Raw genomic sequence first — 15838 nt, 5'->3', positions numbered from 1 at the left:
AGGGGCGGCGGCCGTTCGGCCGCTCGCCCGCCTGTGGCGGGCGCAGGTCGCGCTGTAGGCAGCCCGGCAACCGAGCGGCCACCAAACACCGTTCAATCCGAACGGCTTCCGGTGTAGAGTTCCCGCAAAGCTTCAGGAACCACCCTCGATGGCCCGCACCGCCAGCACCCCGGCCGTGGGCGACCGGCTCGCCGCAGCCGGGCGCCGCTTCGCCTCACCTGCCGTCATGGCCGCCGTCCGGCGGCGGCTGGCGGAGCTGCTGGCGCTGATCCTGGTGGTGACGGGGCTGGTGCTGGGGCTGGCGCTGGCCAGCTACGATCCGGGCGACCCCTCCTTCTCCACCGCCACGGCCCAGCCCACCGCCAACCTGGCCGGGTCGCTGGGGGCGCATGTCGCGGACCTCATGCTCCAGGGCGTCGGCTACGCCGCCTTCCTGCCGGTGGCCTGCCTGATGACCTGGGCCTGGCGGCTGGCGACGCATCGCGGCCTCGCCCCCTTTCCGCTGCGGCTGGCCTGCCTGCTGGCGGCCATGCCGCTGCTGGCCGCCACCCTGATGCTGCTGCCGCTGCCCGCCGATGTGCCCGCCGCCGCCGGCCCGGGCGGCGCGGCGGGGCCGGTGACGGCGCAGGCGTTGCTCGGCCTGATGCGCGACCTGCTCGGCCCGGTCGGTGCCGGCATCGCGCATCTGGTGCTGGCGGTGCTGATGGCGCTGCTGGGCTTTGTTGCGCTCGGCCTGACGCTCGGCGAATGGCGGCGGGCCGGTTCCGCCGCCGGCGCGGTGGCCGGCAGTGCCGCCAGCGGCGCGGCGCGCCTCACCGCCTCCCGCGCCCGGCAGGTGGGGGAGCATGTGCCGCCCGGCCTGTTCACCCGTGCCGTGACCTGGCCCTTCCGCGCGATCGGTGGCGCTGTCGGCGGCGCCGTCGGCGGCGTCATGCGCCGGCGGCGGGAGCGGGAGATGCCGCTGTCCGAATTGCTGCGCAATGCCGAGGCCCTGGTGGAGGATGCGCCGCCAGCCGGCCCGGCCGTCGCGCGGCGCGAACCCTCCTTCGGCGCGCAGGAGGAGCGCGCCGCGACCCCCGCGGCCGCGCCGGCCGGGGCACCCCCCCGGGGCAAGCCCGTCGCGCCGCGCGTGGCGGAACGCGCCGCGCCGCCGAAGCCGGTGGCCAATGCGCGCCAGGGCCATCTCGACCTGCCGGATGGCCAGTGGCGCTTCCCGCCGCTGTCGCTGCTCGCCGCCCCGCCCGCCCGCCGCAACACCGGCCCGTCGGAGGAGGCGCTTCAGGGCAATGCGCGGATGCTGGAGACGGTGCTGGAGGATTACGGCGTGCGCGGCCGCATCGCCGAGATCCGCCCCGGCCCCGTGGTCACGCTGTATGAGCTGGAACCCGCCCCGGGCACCAAATCCGCCCGCGTCATCGGCCTGGCCGACGACATCGCCCGCTCCATGTCCGTCACCGCCGTCCGCATCGCCACCGTGCCCGGCCGCAACGTGATCGGCATCGAACTGCCGAATGCCAAGCGGGAGATGGTCTATTTCTCCGAGATGATGATGGCGGAGGACTGGCACCGCCACCAGGCGAAGCTGCCGCTGGCATTGGGGAAAGATATCGGCGGCGCGCCGGTGATCGCCGACCTCGCCCGCATGCCGCATCTGCTGATCGCGGGCACCACCGGCTCGGGCAAGTCGGTCGGCATCAACACCATGATCCTGTCGCTGCTCTACCGCTTCACCCCGGATGAGTGCCGCTTCATCATGATCGACCCGAAGATGCTGGAATTGTCGGTCTACGACCGCATCCCGCATCTGCTGGCCCCGGTGGTGACGGAACCCGCCAAGGCGATCGGCGCCTTGAAGTGGACCGTCCGGGAAATGGAAAAGCGCTACCGCGCCATGTCCCAGCTCGGTGTCCGCAATATCGGCGGCTACAACGAGAAGGTGAGCGCCGCCCGCGCCCGGGGCGAGGTGCTGACGCGCCGCGTGCAGGTCGGCTTCGACCCGGAGACCAACAAGCCGCTCTTCGAGGACCAGCCCCTGGCGCTGGAGCCGCTGCCGATGATCGTCGTGGTCATCGACGAAATGGCCGACCTGATGATCGTCGCCGGCAAGGACATCGAGGCCGCGGTGCAGCGCCTGGCGCAGATGGCGCGCGCCGCCGGCATCCATGTGATCATGGCGACGCAGCGGCCGTCGGTGGATGTGATCACCGGCACCATCAAGGCGAACTTCCCGACCCGCATCAGCTTCCAGGTGACGTCCAAGATCGACAGCCGCACCATCCTCGGCGAGATGGGCGCCGAGCAGTTGCTGGGCCAGGGCGACATGCTGCACATGGCCGGCGGCGGCCGCGTCAGCCGCGTGCACGGCCCCTTCGTCACCGATGAGGAGGTGGAGGCGATCGTCGCCTTCCTGCGCGAACAGGCCGAGCCGTCCTATATCGAGGAAGTCACCGAGGTGGATGAGGAGGGCGGTGGCCCCGACCTCTCCGGTATGCTCGGCGGCAATACCGATGGCGAGGCCTCGCTGTATGATCAGGCGGTGGAGCTGGTGACGCGGGAGGGCAAGGCCAGCACCAGCTTCGTCCAGCGCCACCTGAACATCGGCTACAACCGCGCCGCCAAGCTGATCGAGCAGATGGAGAAGAACGGCGTGGTCGGCGCGGCCAACCATGTCGGCAAGCGGGAAGTGCTGGCGCCGGGGCCGCGGGACTGACTCAGGTGGCGGCCAACTGCGCCGCCAGCCGCTTCGGCGCGATCAGCGAAAAACTGCGGCGCACCAGCGCCTCCACCTCCGCCCAGTCCACCCCGTCCGCCAGCCGCAGCGCGACCCAGCCCTTATGGCCGAGATAGGGTGGGCGGAAGAAGCGGTAGGGCGCGGCTTCCACCAGCACCTCCTGGCTGCCGGACGGCGCCTTGAACCACACCGCCAGCCCGTCTTCCGACCCCTGCAGCATGGCGAAGATCTTCCCGCGCACCCGGAAGGTCGGCTGTTCCCATGCCTCGACCTCCACCGATTCCGGCAGGGCAAGACAGATGCGGCGCAGCCGCTCGGCGGGGGACGGAGACATGCGGCGATCCTGGCACAGGATCGCCGCCGGCGGGTAGATCGCGCGATTCAGACCTTCGGTGCCTGCGCACCTCCGGTCATCGCGCTCTGCAATCAGGCAGCGCGGATGCCGGAGAGGAAGCCATCCACCTGCTGGCGCAGCCGCTGCGAACGCTGGGTCAATTCGCCGGAGGAGGCGCCGACCTGCGAGGCGGCTTCCCCGGTCGCCACCGCGCCCTGCGACAATTCGCCGGTGAAGCGGGAGACTTCGCGGGTGCCGGTCGCGGCCTCCGCCACCGCGCGGACGATTTCCTGCGTCGCGCTGGCCTGTTCCTCGGCCGCGGCGGCCACCTGCACGGTGATCTGGTCCACCTGGTCGATGGTCGCGGCGATGCCACGGATGGCGTCCACCGCGCCGCGCGTCTCCGCCTGCATGGCGGCGATCTGCGTGCTGATCTGTTCCGTGGCGCTGGCGGTCTGTGCAGCCAGGGCCTTCACCTCGCTGGCGACCACCGCGAAGCCCTTGCCGTGTTCGCCGGCGCGCGCCGCCTCGATGGTGGCGTTCAGGGCGAGCAGGTTGGTCTGGCCGGCGATATTGGCGATCAGCCGCACCACATCGCCGATCCGCTGCGCGGCCTCGGACAGGCTGGTGATGGCGGCGTCGCTGGCGCGTGCACCCTCCGCCGCATTGCGCGCCGCCGTGGCGCTGTCGGTCACCCGGCGGGCGATCTCGGCGATGGAGGCGCCGAGTTCCTCGGCCGCCGCGGCCACGTTCTGCACGCTGGCGGAGGCCTGTTCGGCGGCGGCGGCGACGGAGGCGGCGCGGCTTTCGCCATCGCGGGCCGTCTTGGTCATGCTGCCGGCCATGGTGTCGAGCTGGCTGGTGGCGGCGGCGACGCCGGTCAGGGCCTGTTCGGCCTCCGCCTCGAAGCCGGCGACGAGCTTGGCGACGGTCTCGGCGCGGCGGGCCTTGGCCTGTTCCTCCTGGCGGATGGCGGCGTCGGCGCGCTGCTTCTCCTCCAGCGCCGTCTTGAAGACGCGCAGCGCCGCGGCGATGCGGCCCATTTCGGTGCGTTCGGCGATGGCCGGGACCTCCGCCGTCAGGTCGCCCTGGGACAGGCGCTGCATCGGTGCGACGACGTCGGAAATGCCGCGGTTGATGGCGCGCAGCAGCATCACGGCGACGAGAATGCCGATCAGCATGGCGGCGCCCCCGCCGGCCAGCATCAGCGTGCGGGCATTGTGGAAGGTGGCATCGGCGGCCTTGGTGCTGTCGTAGGCGCCGGCCCGGTTCAGCTCCGTCAGCTCTTCCAGCCGCTGCGTCACGACACTGGCGATCGGCGAAAGCACGCGGTTGACGGCCATGGTCGCGGCGATCGGGTTCTCCGTGCGCGAGATTGCCAGCATGGCCGGCATCTCGCGCAGGTAGCTCTCGATGGCAGCGGCTGTTTGGTCGAACAGGCGCCGTTCCTCCGGGCTGCTGACCAGCGCCTCGTAAGCGCGCAGCGCCATGTTGAGATCGCCGCCTGTGGCGGACAACCGGGCTTCGACGGCCTGAAGCTGGCTAGGTTCCTGTGTCGAGGTGTGATTCCGGATGTCGATACGAATGGCGTTCATCGCGTTCCGTAGACGGGCGAGGGCTTGAATGCTGGGCAGCCAGTTCTCGTTGATCTCCACCGAGGCGTGATTCACCGCCTGCATCTTGAAGATGCCGAAGCCGCCGAGCCCGGCGATGCACAGAAGCAGGAAGGCGAAGGCGGCGATCAGCCGCTCCCGGATCGATAGGCGTGACAACATCGTGGCAAGCTCCGGCTGGATGCGGCCGCAGTATCGCCGTGCGCGCTAAAAACTTCGTGAAGACACAAATTTGTGATCGACGTTTCGCCGCGTTTCGGTCGGGCCGGCCTTTGCTTGACGCGGCGGGCACCCCTGGGGGAGCGTCCGGCACCGTCGAAGGAAAGGTCCCGACCATGCGCGCCACCCGCCTTGCCGCCCTCGCCTTGGCCGCCGCCCTGCCGGCCCTGCCCGCCCTGGCGCAGGAGCGGCCGCAATTGTTCCCGACGCGCGATGTCGCCGTCACCTATCGCGTCACCGGCGCCCGGGCGCAGGCCGGGCTGCCCTCCATGACCATCTCCTGGCTCGCCGCGCAGCAGACCATGCGGATGGATATGGGCGGCATGGGCTACATGGTCGCCGATCACCGGGCGCAGCGCGGCTTCATGGTGATGGAGCAGATGCGCATGCTGATGGACATCCCGATGGAGCAGGCCAATACCGGCCTGCCCAGCCGGGGCCAGTTCAGCCGCACGGGCAGCGACACGGTGGCGGGCCATGCCTGCAATGTCTGGAATTTCCAGGATGGCAACGACCGCGGCACCGCCTGCGTCACCGCCGATGGCGTGATGCTGCGGGCGCAGGGCAATTCCGGTGGCGAATCCGGCAGCATGGAGGCGACCCGCGTCGCCTATGGCGCGCAGGACCCGGCCCGCTTCCGCCGGCCGCAGGGCTACCAGACCATGCAGATGCCCCAGGGAATGCCGCAAGGCATGCCGGGCATGCCCGGCGCCCCGCGGCGCTGAATCATACCAACGGTCGATTTCATCGACCGTTGGTATGATTTTTCGGGCCCTCAGGCGCCGGGCGCGGCCTCCGGCCGCTTGACTCGCCGCATTCGCGGCCTCGGCCGGCTTCACCGGCCGCCGGTCGGCCATTCCTGGCGCCAGTTTACCCAGGCAGCGCCACGCCCAGCTTCGTCGCCGCGCCGCGCAGCCCGTCCCAGATGCCGGGCGCCAGCGCCACCCCATCCCGCAGGGCCGTGCGGCGACGCGCCAGGCCGGATTCGCCCGGCAGCCGCACCCGTTCCACCCCTGGCCGCGGCGTCGCGGCGCGGCAGGCGGCGGCGGTGTGGCTGGTCTGGCGCAGGAAGGCGGGCAGGCCGGCGAAGGCCTCCGGGTCAAAAAGCTGCAGGAACACGCTGGCGGTCCAGCCGGTCGGCTTGTCGGCGCGGCCATAGCCGGACAGGCCCTGGGTCATCGCCTCGTTCATCAGCGCCCAGGCATAGCCCTTCTGCCCATGATCCAGCCCGCCCGCCGGCAGCAGCGTGCCGCCCTGGCCCAGCACCTTCGGATCCGTGCTGGGATGGCCCTCCGCGTCCTGCACCCAAGGGTGCGGGTATTGCGCGCCCTGCTTCTGCAGGGTGCCGGCCATGTTGATGGTGGTGATGGAGGCGCTGACATCCATCAGGATCGGGTCGCCATCGGTCGGGATGCCCGCCGCCACCGGGTCCGGCGCCAGCACGCCGGTGATGCCGCCGAAGGGCGCGACGGCGGAGGCGGCGGAGGCGGAGGAGGACAGCACCATCATGAAGCCGCGCTCCGTCGCGCGGGTCAGATAGGCGGCGAGGCAGCCGATATGGTGGCTGTCGCCGATCGCGACGCTGTAGGTGCCGAAGGTGCCCACGCGTTCCAGCGCGATGTCGAGCGCCTTGTGCACCAGCCAGGGGCCGGGCAGGCGGCGGCCGTTCCAGCTCAGGCAGGCGCCGCGGTCGCGCAGCACCTCCGGCTCCCCCGCCTTCGTCATGCCGCCATTGGCGACATCCTCCAGGTAGCGCGGCAGCAAGGCGAGGCCGTGGGTGACATGGCCGAGCAGGTCGGATTCCACCAGTGTGGTCGCCACTGCGGCGGATTTTTCCGGGTTGAGCCCGGCCGCACCGCAAAGGTCGCGGGCGAACTGGGTCAGGCCGGCCACATCATGGCGGGGGCTGGTCTCGGTCATGCGCGTTTTCTCCTTGCCGCGTCGTTACGCGCTTCGCCCCGCGCCGTCGATCCGTCAGGGCCTGGCTTCATCTTCCGCCAATCCTTCTCTGCGAAGCTGAGACGCAGCAGACTCGCCAATCAAATGGACCTTCGATGACCCACGGCTCGGCTCAGGACAAGCGTATCGCCGCCTTCGGCCTCACCGCCTCGGATCTCGGGGTCCTCGGCACCTTGAAGAGCTTCGCCGAACAGCGGCTGCCGCAATTGCTGGTCTCGCTTCAGGGCGCCTTCGATTCCTGGCCCGAGATGCAGGCGGCACTGGCCCGGCCCGATGTGCATGAGGTGCGCGTGGCGCATTGGCAACGCGTCGTCACCGGCCAGATCGGCGAGGGCTTCGAGGCCTCGGCCGCACGGCTGGCTTCGGCCTTCCATGCCAATGGTGTGCCAGGCTTCGCCGTGGCGGTCTGCCACCACAGCGTGATGGCCGGGATCCTGCGCGATCTGGCGCTGCACCAGCCCGCGGCACGTGGCGGCGGCCTGTTCAACCGCGCCGGACGGCAGCGTGAACAGGCGGTGCGGGAGGCGCTGGGCCGCGTCGTCTGGCTCGACCTGGAACTGCTGCTGGAGACCTATGCGGCGGCGCAGGCGGAAAGCCGTGACCGCGCCATGATCGGCATGGCCGAGACCATCGAGCGGGCGGCCGGCGAGGCGGTGGCCAGGGTCAGCGGCCTGACCGGCGAGATGGCCGTCACCGCGCGCGCCATGTCCGGCACCGCATCCCGCACCGGCCGCAATGCGGAGGAGGCGGCGCTGGCCGCCGGGCAGACCCGCAGCACGGCCCAGACCGTGGCGGCGGCGGCGGAGGAGCTCACCGCCTCGATCGGCGAGATCACGCGCCAGGTCACACTCTCCGGCAGCGCCGCGCAGCAGGCGGTGGAGGCCGGGCGCGCCGCGCGCGGCAGCATCGAGGCGCTGTCGCAGCAGGCCGAGCAGATCAGCCAGGTCGCCGGCATCATCGCCGACATCGCCAGCAAGACGAACCTGCTGGCGCTGAACGCGACCATCGAGGCCGCCCGCGCCGGGGAGGCCGGGAAGGGCTTCGCCGTGGTGGCGAGCGAGGTGAAGCAGCTCGCCACCCAGACCGCGCGTTCGACCGAGGATATCAGCAAGCAGCTCGCCGCCATCCGCCTGGCCACCGGCCAGGCGGTGGGGGAGGTGGCGGAGATGGTGCAGCGGATCGGGGAGATCGACCGCGTCGTCGCCAGCGTGTCGGAGGCCGTGCAGCAGCAGGGCGCCGCGACCGAGGAGATCGCCCGCAGCATCGGCCAGACCGCGGAAGCGGCCGGCGAGATGTCGCAGCAGACCGACGCGGTGCGCGCCGCGGTGGGCGAGACCGACCGGCAGGCGGAGGCGGTGCAGGCCACGGCGGCGACTCTGGAGGAGGCGGTGGTGCATCTGCGCCATGCCGTGATCCAGGCTGTGCGCACCTCCACCGACAGCGTCAACCGCCGCCGCCACAAGCGCCATCAGGCGGACCTGCCGGCGGAGCTGGAGCTGGACGGCCAGGGCACCCTCCAGGTCCGGCTGAAGGATATCTCCGGCGGCGGTGCGCGGCTGAGCGGCGTGCGCGGGGCGCGGACCGGCGGCCGGGGGCGGCTGCGCCTGGAAGGCATGGACCTGCCGATGACCATCGCCCATGCCAATGATGCCGGCGAATGCGGCATCAGCTTCCCGGACGGCACGGCGGAGCAGCCGCGCTACGCCGCGCTGCTCGACCGGCTGAGCCGCAAGGCGGCGTGATTGGTTTTTAGGCCCTCAGTCGTGCCGCAGGCACGCCAAAGGCGTGACGGGCGGCCGCTCCGCGGCCTTGGCTCGCCGCATGAGCGGCGGCGGCCATTCGGCCGCTCGGCCCGCGGTGCGGGCCGCAGGTCAGGCTCTTCGGGCGTTGGCGTGACGGCCGCCCATCGGCGACCGCACACTCAGAAGCCGAACAGCCGTGCCGGATTGTCCACCAGGATCTTCCGGCGCGCCGCCTCATCCGCCCAGTCGCCCAGCAGGTTGAAAAGCTGCACGGAACCGACGGCATGGGCGAAGGACAGATGCGGGTAGTCGCTGCCCCAGATGATGCGGTCCGGCACCGCTTCCACCAGCGCGCGCGCCATCGGCGCCGCATCGACGAAACCGGGCGGCGTCGCCATGCGGTAGGTGCCGGTGAACTTCGCGTAGCCCTGCACATCGTCGCGCTTCAGCACTTCGATCAGCGCCTGGAAGCCGGGCTGGCCGGGGCCGTCCTTGGCCAGGAACATGCCCATATGCGCCAGGCTGAAGGGCACCGTCAGGCTGGCCAGGGTCGGCAGCAGCTCCGCCGTCAGCCAGCCCGGGCCGAGGAAGTCCAGGTGCCAGCCGATCTCGCGGCAGCGCGCCTCCAGCCGCCGGATGCGCGGCAGCATCTGGCGGGAGAAGCCGTCGATGCGCGGCTTGACCGGGGAGTAGTTGATGCGCACGCCGCGCACGCCCAGCGCATCCATCTCCGCCAGCACCGCATCCGGCACATCCTCATGCACATCGACGATGCCGCGGCAGTGGGCGATGCCCACCTTCCGCATCGCATCCAGCATGCAGGCATTGTCCTCCCCATAGGCGCTGGGCTGGACGAAGACGAAGCGCTCGATGCCGAGATGCGCGGCGAGGTCGAGATAATCCGGCAGCGGCGCCACCGGCGGCGCGTAGCGCAGCGGCTCCGGCGAGGCATAGGGGTAGCGCGCCGGATCGCCGAAGACGTGGAAATGCGCGTCGCAGGACAGCGGCGGCGCGCGGAAGGCCGGCGGGCCTTCAGCCTTGTGGTCGAGCATCTTCGCGAAATTCCTATTCCAGCTTCACCCCGGCGCGCTGCACCACCTCCCGCCACAGCGCGACTTCCCGCGCCATATGCGCGGTCATCTCGGCGGGGGTCGAATGTACCGGGGTGGCGCCGGCGGCGGCGAAGGCCTCCACCAGCTTCGGCGCCCGCAGCGCGGTGCCGATCTCGGCATTCAGGCGGTTGATCGTGCCCTCCGGCGTCGCCTTCGGCGCGGCCACGCCCCACCAGTACATCATGTCGTAGCGCGGCTGCCCGGCCTCGATGAAGGTCGGCACCATCGGCAGCGCAGCGGCGCGCTGGGCGCCCGACACGCCAAGACCATGCAGCGTGCCCGCGCGCACATGGGTGACGCCCGAGGCAAGGCTGGCGATGGCCATGTCCACCCGTCCGCTGATAACCTCCGCGATCGCGGCGGCGACGCCGCGATAGGGCACATGCAGCAGCCGCATCCCGGCGACATTGGCCAGCAATTCCATCGCCAGATGGGCGGAGGAGCCCTGGCCGCCGGAGCCGAAGCTCAGCGCCCCCGGACGTGCCTTCGCCATCGCGACCAGCGCGTTGAGGTCGCGCGCGCCAAGACCCGGCCGGACCAGCAGGATGGAGGGGCTGCTGGCGATGCGGCTGACCTGCGCCAGATCCGCCAGCGCGTCATAGGGCAGGCTGGGATAGAGCGAGGGGGAGATGGCGTAGGAATTGTCGGTCAGCAGCAGCGTCAGCCCATCCGGCGCGGCGCGGGCGGCGGCGGTGGCGCCCAGCGTGCCGCCGGCCCCGCCGCGATTCTCCACCACGACGGACTGGCCGATCTGCCCCGTCAGTTCCTGCGCCAGCAGGCGGGCAGAGATATCGGTGAAGGAGCCGGGGGCGAAGGGCACGATGATGCGCACCGTGCCCGCCGGCCAGGGCTGGGCCTGGGCGCGGGCCAGGCGCGGCAGCAGGGCAGGGGCGGCGAGCAGCGGCAGAAGATGGCGGCGTTTCATTGTTGGTGTTCCTCCCGATGGGTCGGTCACGGCGTCATGGCGGCGCGCCAGCTCGCGACCAGCGCCGCGCGCCGGCCGGGGTCGAGCAAAGCGGGGAAATCCGCATCCAATGGAATCGGCGCGATGCGGCGCGGCGGGGTCGCCAGCACCGGCCAGAAGTCACCTTCCGCCAGCGCCGCCTGGCCTTCCTCCGACACCAGGAAGGCGAGGAAGGCGGAGGCGGCTTCCGGATTGGCGGCGCGCGCCGGAATGAAGGCCAGCCGCGCCACGGCCGGCGCCGGCAGGTCGGATTCGGCGATGGCGAGGGACGGGTCGACGGCCACGGCGCGCAGCGCATAGGCCCCCAGCACATGCACCGCCAGCACCCCGCCTTCCGTCACCGCGCGCACCAGGGCCAGGGCGGAGCCGCAGAGGCGGGGCCGGCGGGCGCCCAGCGCGGCGAGGCCGGTGGCGAAGCCGGGATCGACCTGGCTGGCGCGCAGCAAGGCGAGGAAGCCCAGCCCGTTCGCCACGATATCCGGCACCCCGACCGGCCCCGGATTCGCCGCCAGGAAGGCGGCGATCTCGGCGAAGCTGCCGGCGCGCCCCGGGCCGCGCACCAGGGAGAACACCGGCTCCCGCGTCGTCGCCAGGGCCAGATCCTGCCAGGCAGCCTCCGCCGGCAGGCCATGCGCCACGCCATGCGGCTGGGCATGGCCCTCCAGCACCAGCCCCATCACCTGGTCCATGGCGCTGGACCAGACCAGGTCGGCAGTCGGCCCGCCGGCCGCGTGTTCCGCCAGGTAGCGGTCATGCAGCGCGGTGGAGATGCCGAAGACGAAATCCACCTCCACCGCAGGATGGCGCCGCGCGAAGCCGCGCAGCAGCGCCTCGCAATAGGGGCGCTCGGCGGCCGAGAGGATGGTGAGGCGGCCGCGCGCCGTCATGGCAGCAGCTTGTGCAATGTCGCCGCATCGGCCCGCGCGGCAGCCATCAGATAGCCGACATCATTGCCGGCGATCAGGAAGCGGGCGCCGAGGTCGATCAGGTCCTTCTGAAGCTCTGCATCCCCCCGGATGCCGCCGACGCCCAGCACCTTGCCATGGGCGCGGCAGGCCGCGGCGACGGTGACATAGGCCTCCCGCAGCCTGGGATTCCGCAGCTCTCCAGGAATGCCCATCTCGGTGCAGAGGTCGTTGGAGCCGATCAGCAGCACATCCACCCCCGGCACGGCGGCGATGGCATCGGCATTGGCGACGCCCTCCGGCGTCTCGATCATGCAGACCACCAGCGTGCCGGCGTTCAGCGTCTCATTGATCTGCTTCAGCGGCAAAGCGCGGTAGCCGACGCCCGGGCCGGGACCCATGACGGAGCGATGGCCGAGCGGCGGGAAGCGGGCGGCCTCGACGATGGCGCGGGCCTGGGCGGCCGTGTTCACATGCGGCAGGATGATGCCCTGCGCCCCGCCATCCAGGATCCGGCCGATCCAATCCGCCCCATGTCCGGGGGGGCGCACCAGCGGAGTCACCCCGAAGGCCGTCGCGGCGGTGCAGATGGCGGAGACGGTCTCCAGCCCGATCGGGCTGTGTTCCATGTCGACATACAGCGATTCGAAGCCGCAGGCGGCGGCCATCTGGCCGATATCGACGGTGCGGGCCTGGCGCAGCCCCATGCAGAGAACCAGGCCCCCGGCCTCCAGCCTGCGCCGCGCCGCATTCGCGGCTATACCGGTTCCACTCATACGTTCGTATTCCCCCACTTCCTCCCGACGCTAATCTCGGGTTTTCGGATTGTCCAGCATGACGGGATTTTCTTCGGTGACCGCCTTGGAGACGCGCCGCGGCGCCAGCAGCCTGGAAAAGATGCTGGGGCTGCTGGACCTGTTCACCGCCACCGCGCCCGCCTGGGCGACGGACGACCTGATCCGCGTCTCCGGCACCTCCCGCTCCACCTGCTACCGCTACATCAAGGCGCTTCAGGCGGCGGGGCTGCTGACGCCGGTGGCGGGCGGCGCCTGGATGCTGGGGCCGCGCATCATCGAGCTGGACCGCACCATGCGGCTCTGTGACCCGGTGACGGCCGGCGGCGTGCCGGCGATGCGCCGCCTGGCGGAGGAGGTGGGGCAGACCGGCCTGCTCTGCCTGCTGTTCTCCGGCACCGTGATGTGCGTGGCCGATGCCCCGGCGCCCGGCGCGCCGGAGGGGTTGTTCAGCCGGGGCCAGCGCCGGCCGCTGTTCACCGGCGCGGCCTCCAAGGTCATCCTGGCGCATCTGCCGCCGCACCAGCTTCGCGCCATCTTCGCCCGCCACCGCCCGACCATCGCCGCCGCCGGGCTGGGTGGCGACTGGGAAAGCTTCCGCCACGCCCTGCGCGCGATCAGGGAGGCCGGGCACGGCATCACCCAGTCCGAATTCCTGCCCGGAATCCTCGGCGTCGCCGCGCCGCTGTTCAATGCGGAGGGGGGCGTTCTGGGCAGCATCGGCATCGCCGCCAAGCTCGATTCCGTGCCCGATTCGGGCCGCGCCGCGCTGGCAGAGCGGGTGATGGCGGCGGCGAAGGAGGCCTGCGCGGCCATCGCGGACCAGGAACAGCTCGCCGCCCTGCCGGCCCGCGCGGTCGGCTGAAACCCGCGCGCAAGGCCGGGAAGTGCCCTGGGTCCGGCCGCGGGGAGTCCTCTGCTCGGGCTGTCGTGACTAGATATGGTAGTGACGGGCTGATCGGATCACCATATATCGTGTGGACCGCCGCGCTGATGCGGCTGCCCAAGGATGCACGAGATGGACGGTTCCCTGCCCGGCGCCCCCTATGCCCGCCACCGCCAGACCCCGGGAACCCGCTTCGGCGGGCTGCCGGTGCAAGGGCGGGCGCTGGATGCCGGGATGGGCCTGGCCGTGGCGCGGCGCACCGTCTTCCGCCCCAGCGATGCCGAGGATTTCGGCCGGGTGGCGGACCGCGTCGCGGCGGGGAATATGGGGCTGCTCGGCGCGGCGGCCGATCCGATGGAGCAGGCGCGGCTGCGCAATGCTATCGCCAGCGGCGCGCTCATCACCTCCGGCCGTCACCTCCAGCATGGCGATGCCGACCAGCCCGGCCGCAACATGGAGGTCTTCACCAATTGCGCCACGGCCGCAGCCTCCTTCAGCCTGTTCTACCTGCTGCTGAACGGCAGCGGCGTCGGCCGGGCCTATGATGACGAGTTGATGGCGGTGGACTGGGCGCAGGCGCCGAAGCTGCTGCTGCGGCTGGATGCGGCGCACCAGGACTGGCCGAAGGACCGCGCCACGCTGCACCGCTTCGCGCTCGATTTTCAGCTTCTGCCCTGGGGCACCTCGCTGGAGTCGATGACGGCGGCGCAGGAGGCCGATCTGCGCGGCTGGCTCGCGCGCGAGTTTCTGGTGGATCCGGCGCCGGCGGATGCCATCCGCCATGTGGTGGCCGATAGCCGGGAGGGCTGGGGCAAGGCGGTGGAACTGCTGGAGAGCCTGGCCTTCGAGGGTGCGGCCGACCGCACGCTGCTGCTGGATTTCTCCGCCATCCGCCCCTGCGGCGCGCCGATCGGCGGCATGCAGGGCCGCCCGGCCTCCGGCCCGCTTTCGCTGATGCGCGCCTTCGTCAATCTGCGCGCCCAGGTGATCGAGCCGGCGAAGAGCCGCGAACTGGCCCCCTGGGAACAGGCGATGCTGGTGGACCACCATCTGTCGGTGGAGGTGCAGGTGGGCGGCGCCCGCCGTGCCGCGCGCATGGCCACGAAATCCTGGCGCGACCCGGGCATCCTGCGCTTCATCCGGGTGAAATCCGAAGGCGGGCTGTGGACGGCCAACAACTCCGTCATGGTCGACGCCGCCTTCTGGGAGGGCGTGCGCGAGGCCCGCGCCGGCAGCGCCGACCCGCTGCACCGCCACGCCCTGGCGGTGTTCGAGGAAGCGACCCGCTGCGGCTACATCAATGGCGAGCCCGGCTTCATCAATGGCGACCGGCTGGAGGATCACCGCACCGGCAGCGCCTGGGACAAGCCCGTGCACGAGGATGGGCGCGATGTGCGTTCCGCCCGCTACCAGGCCGACCATGCGGTGGGGCTGCTGGCCGAGGTGGCGCGCCGCGCGAGTTCCGCGCAGTTCCCCGCCACCACCAACCCCTGCGGCGAGATCACGCTGCATGTCACCGGCGGCTATTGCGTCATCGCCGATTTCGCGCCGCTGCTGGCCTGCCCGGCGGACCATACGAAGCTGACGCCTGGCGACCTGCCGCCCGCTTTGGCGGAGGAATGGGATGCGCGGGTGGAGGACAGCGTGCGCCTCGGCGTGCGCTTCCTGATCCGCGCCAACCGCATGGACGCGCTTTATGCGGCGGAGGTCGCGCGCACCAACCGCATCGGCATCGGCCCGACCGGCCTGCATGAATGGGCCTGGATGCGCTGGGGCCTGGGCTTTGACGACCTGCTGGACGAGAACCTGTCCGCGCCCTTCTGGGCCATGCTGTCGCGCCTGTCGGATGCGGCGAAGCAGGAATCCTCGCGCTATGCGGCGGAGCTCGGCATGGCGCCGCCGGCCACCGTCACCACGGTGAAGCCCGCCGGCACCACCAGCAAGCTGTTCGGGCTGACGGAGGGCGCGCATCTGCCGGCGCGGCGGCACTATCTGCGCTGGGTGCAGTTCAAGGGCAGCCGCGCGGAGGATGGCGGCTGGACTCCGGACAGCGACCGGCTGCTGGCCGATTACGAGGCGCGCGGCTATCCGATCCGCAGCCTGTCCTCCTTCCCCGGCATGTCGATCGTCGGCTTCCCCACCCTATCGCTGATCGAGCGGCTGGGCCTGGCCGAGAAGCTGGTGACGGCGCCGGAAGCCGCGCCCGCCGCGCAGTATCACTGGCTGTCGCTGCTGGAGCGCCACTGGATCGGCGCCGAGCGCGGCAACCAGGTGTCCTACACGCTGAAGATCTACACTGACCGCCACGACCTGGCGGCCTTCCGCGACATGGTGCTGACGCACCAGCCGGAAATCCGCTGCTGCGCCATCCTGCCGAGCCGGCCGGACAATGAGCTGGGCTATGAATACCTGCCGGAGGAGGAGGTCTCGCCGGAGCGTTTCCTGTCCCTCGTCGAGGGCATCAACGATCCGGCGCTGCATGAGGCGGTGGACCTGGCGCATCTGCAATGCGCCTCCGGCGTCTGCCCCATCTAAGGCCACCGAAAGAACCCTCTCCACCCAAAGGGGGGAGAGGGCAG

At 71.3% G+C, this 15838-nt stretch carries 12 protein-coding genes; 5 read left to right on the top strand and 7 right to left on the bottom strand.

Going from position 1 to position 15838, the window contains the following annotated elements; all coding sequences use genetic code 11:
- Positions 1-148 precede the first annotated feature (148 nt).
- Positions 149-2710 (top strand): DNA translocase FtsK, encoded by a 2562-nt coding sequence (locus JJQ90_RS03540; RefSeq protein ID WP_216873056.1) that lies wholly within the window; start codon positions 149-151, stop codon positions 2708-2710.
- Between the two features lies 1 nt (position 2711).
- On the opposite strand, the gene JJQ90_RS03535 is transcribed toward JJQ90_RS03540, so the two are convergent.
- Positions 2712-3065, bottom strand: coding sequence for an MmcQ/YjbR family DNA-binding protein (locus JJQ90_RS03535; protein WP_216873055.1), 354 nt, complete (start codon positions 3063-3065; stop codon positions 2712-2714).
- Between the two features lie 92 nt (positions 3066-3157).
- A complete protein-coding gene (locus JJQ90_RS03530; protein WP_216873054.1) occupies positions 3158-4840 on the bottom strand; it encodes a methyl-accepting chemotaxis protein in 1683 nt (560 codons plus the stop codon).
- Positions 4841-5013: 173 nt separating this feature from the next.
- Here JJQ90_RS03530 and JJQ90_RS03525 point away from each other — a divergent pair, with 173 nt between their 5' ends.
- Positions 5014-5622, top strand: coding sequence for a DUF4412 domain-containing protein (locus tag JJQ90_RS03525; RefSeq protein WP_216873053.1), 609 nt, complete (start codon positions 5014-5016; stop codon positions 5620-5622).
- A gap of 145 nt (positions 5623-5767) precedes the next feature.
- Here the strand turns inward: JJQ90_RS03525 and JJQ90_RS03520 are convergent, their stop codons facing one another.
- A complete protein-coding gene (locus JJQ90_RS03520) occupies positions 5768-6817 on the bottom strand; it encodes an Ldh family oxidoreductase (RefSeq protein ID WP_216873052.1) in 1050 nt (349 codons plus the stop codon).
- A gap of 134 nt (positions 6818-6951) precedes the next feature.
- Between JJQ90_RS03520 and JJQ90_RS03515 the strand changes: the two genes are divergently transcribed.
- Complete coding sequence (locus JJQ90_RS03515; RefSeq protein WP_216873051.1) at positions 6952-8598, top strand: methyl-accepting chemotaxis protein; 1647 nt, start codon at positions 6952-6954, stop codon at positions 8596-8598.
- Between the two features lie 179 nt (positions 8599-8777).
- Here JJQ90_RS03515 and JJQ90_RS03510 read toward each other — a convergent pair whose 3' ends face one another.
- From JJQ90_RS03510 to JJQ90_RS03495, 4 genes are read right to left on the bottom strand one after another with little or no spacing between them, the layout of a single operon-like run.
- A complete protein-coding gene (locus JJQ90_RS03510; RefSeq protein ID WP_216873050.1) occupies positions 8778-9650 on the bottom strand; it encodes an amidohydrolase family protein in 873 nt (290 codons plus the stop codon).
- Between the two features lie 13 nt (positions 9651-9663).
- Positions 9664-10635, bottom strand: coding sequence for a tripartite tricarboxylate transporter substrate-binding protein (locus JJQ90_RS03505; protein WP_216873049.1), 972 nt, complete (start codon positions 10633-10635; stop codon positions 9664-9666).
- A gap of 26 nt (positions 10636-10661) precedes the next feature.
- Positions 10662-11561, bottom strand: a complete 900-nt coding sequence (locus JJQ90_RS03500) for an ABC transporter substrate-binding protein (protein ID WP_216873048.1) — start codon at positions 11559-11561, stop codon at positions 10662-10664.
- Positions 11558-12355: an HpcH/HpaI aldolase family protein gene (locus tag JJQ90_RS03495; RefSeq protein WP_216873047.1), complete on the bottom strand. Its 798-nt coding sequence runs from the start codon at positions 12353-12355 to the stop codon at positions 11558-11560. Before JJQ90_RS03495 ends, JJQ90_RS03500 begins: the two co-directional genes overlap by 4 nt.
- A 58-nt stretch (positions 12356-12413) precedes the next feature.
- Between JJQ90_RS03495 and JJQ90_RS03490 the strand changes: the two genes are divergently transcribed.
- A complete protein-coding gene (locus JJQ90_RS03490) occupies positions 12414-13238 on the top strand; it encodes an IclR family transcriptional regulator (protein WP_216873046.1) in 825 nt (274 codons plus the stop codon).
- A gap of 153 nt (positions 13239-13391) precedes the next feature.
- Positions 13392-15794, top strand: coding sequence for a recombinase (locus JJQ90_RS03485; RefSeq protein WP_216873045.1), 2403 nt, complete (start codon positions 13392-13394; stop codon positions 15792-15794).
- Positions 15795-15838 lie beyond the last annotated feature (44 nt).

The sequence above is a fragment of the Falsiroseomonas oleicola genome (assembly GCF_019029495.1).
Lineage (GTDB): Bacteria > Pseudomonadota > Alphaproteobacteria > Acetobacterales > Acetobacteraceae > Falsiroseomonas > Falsiroseomonas oleicola.
Note: the sequence above shows the minus strand (reverse complement) of the source record. Positions and strands in the feature narration are given on the sequence as shown.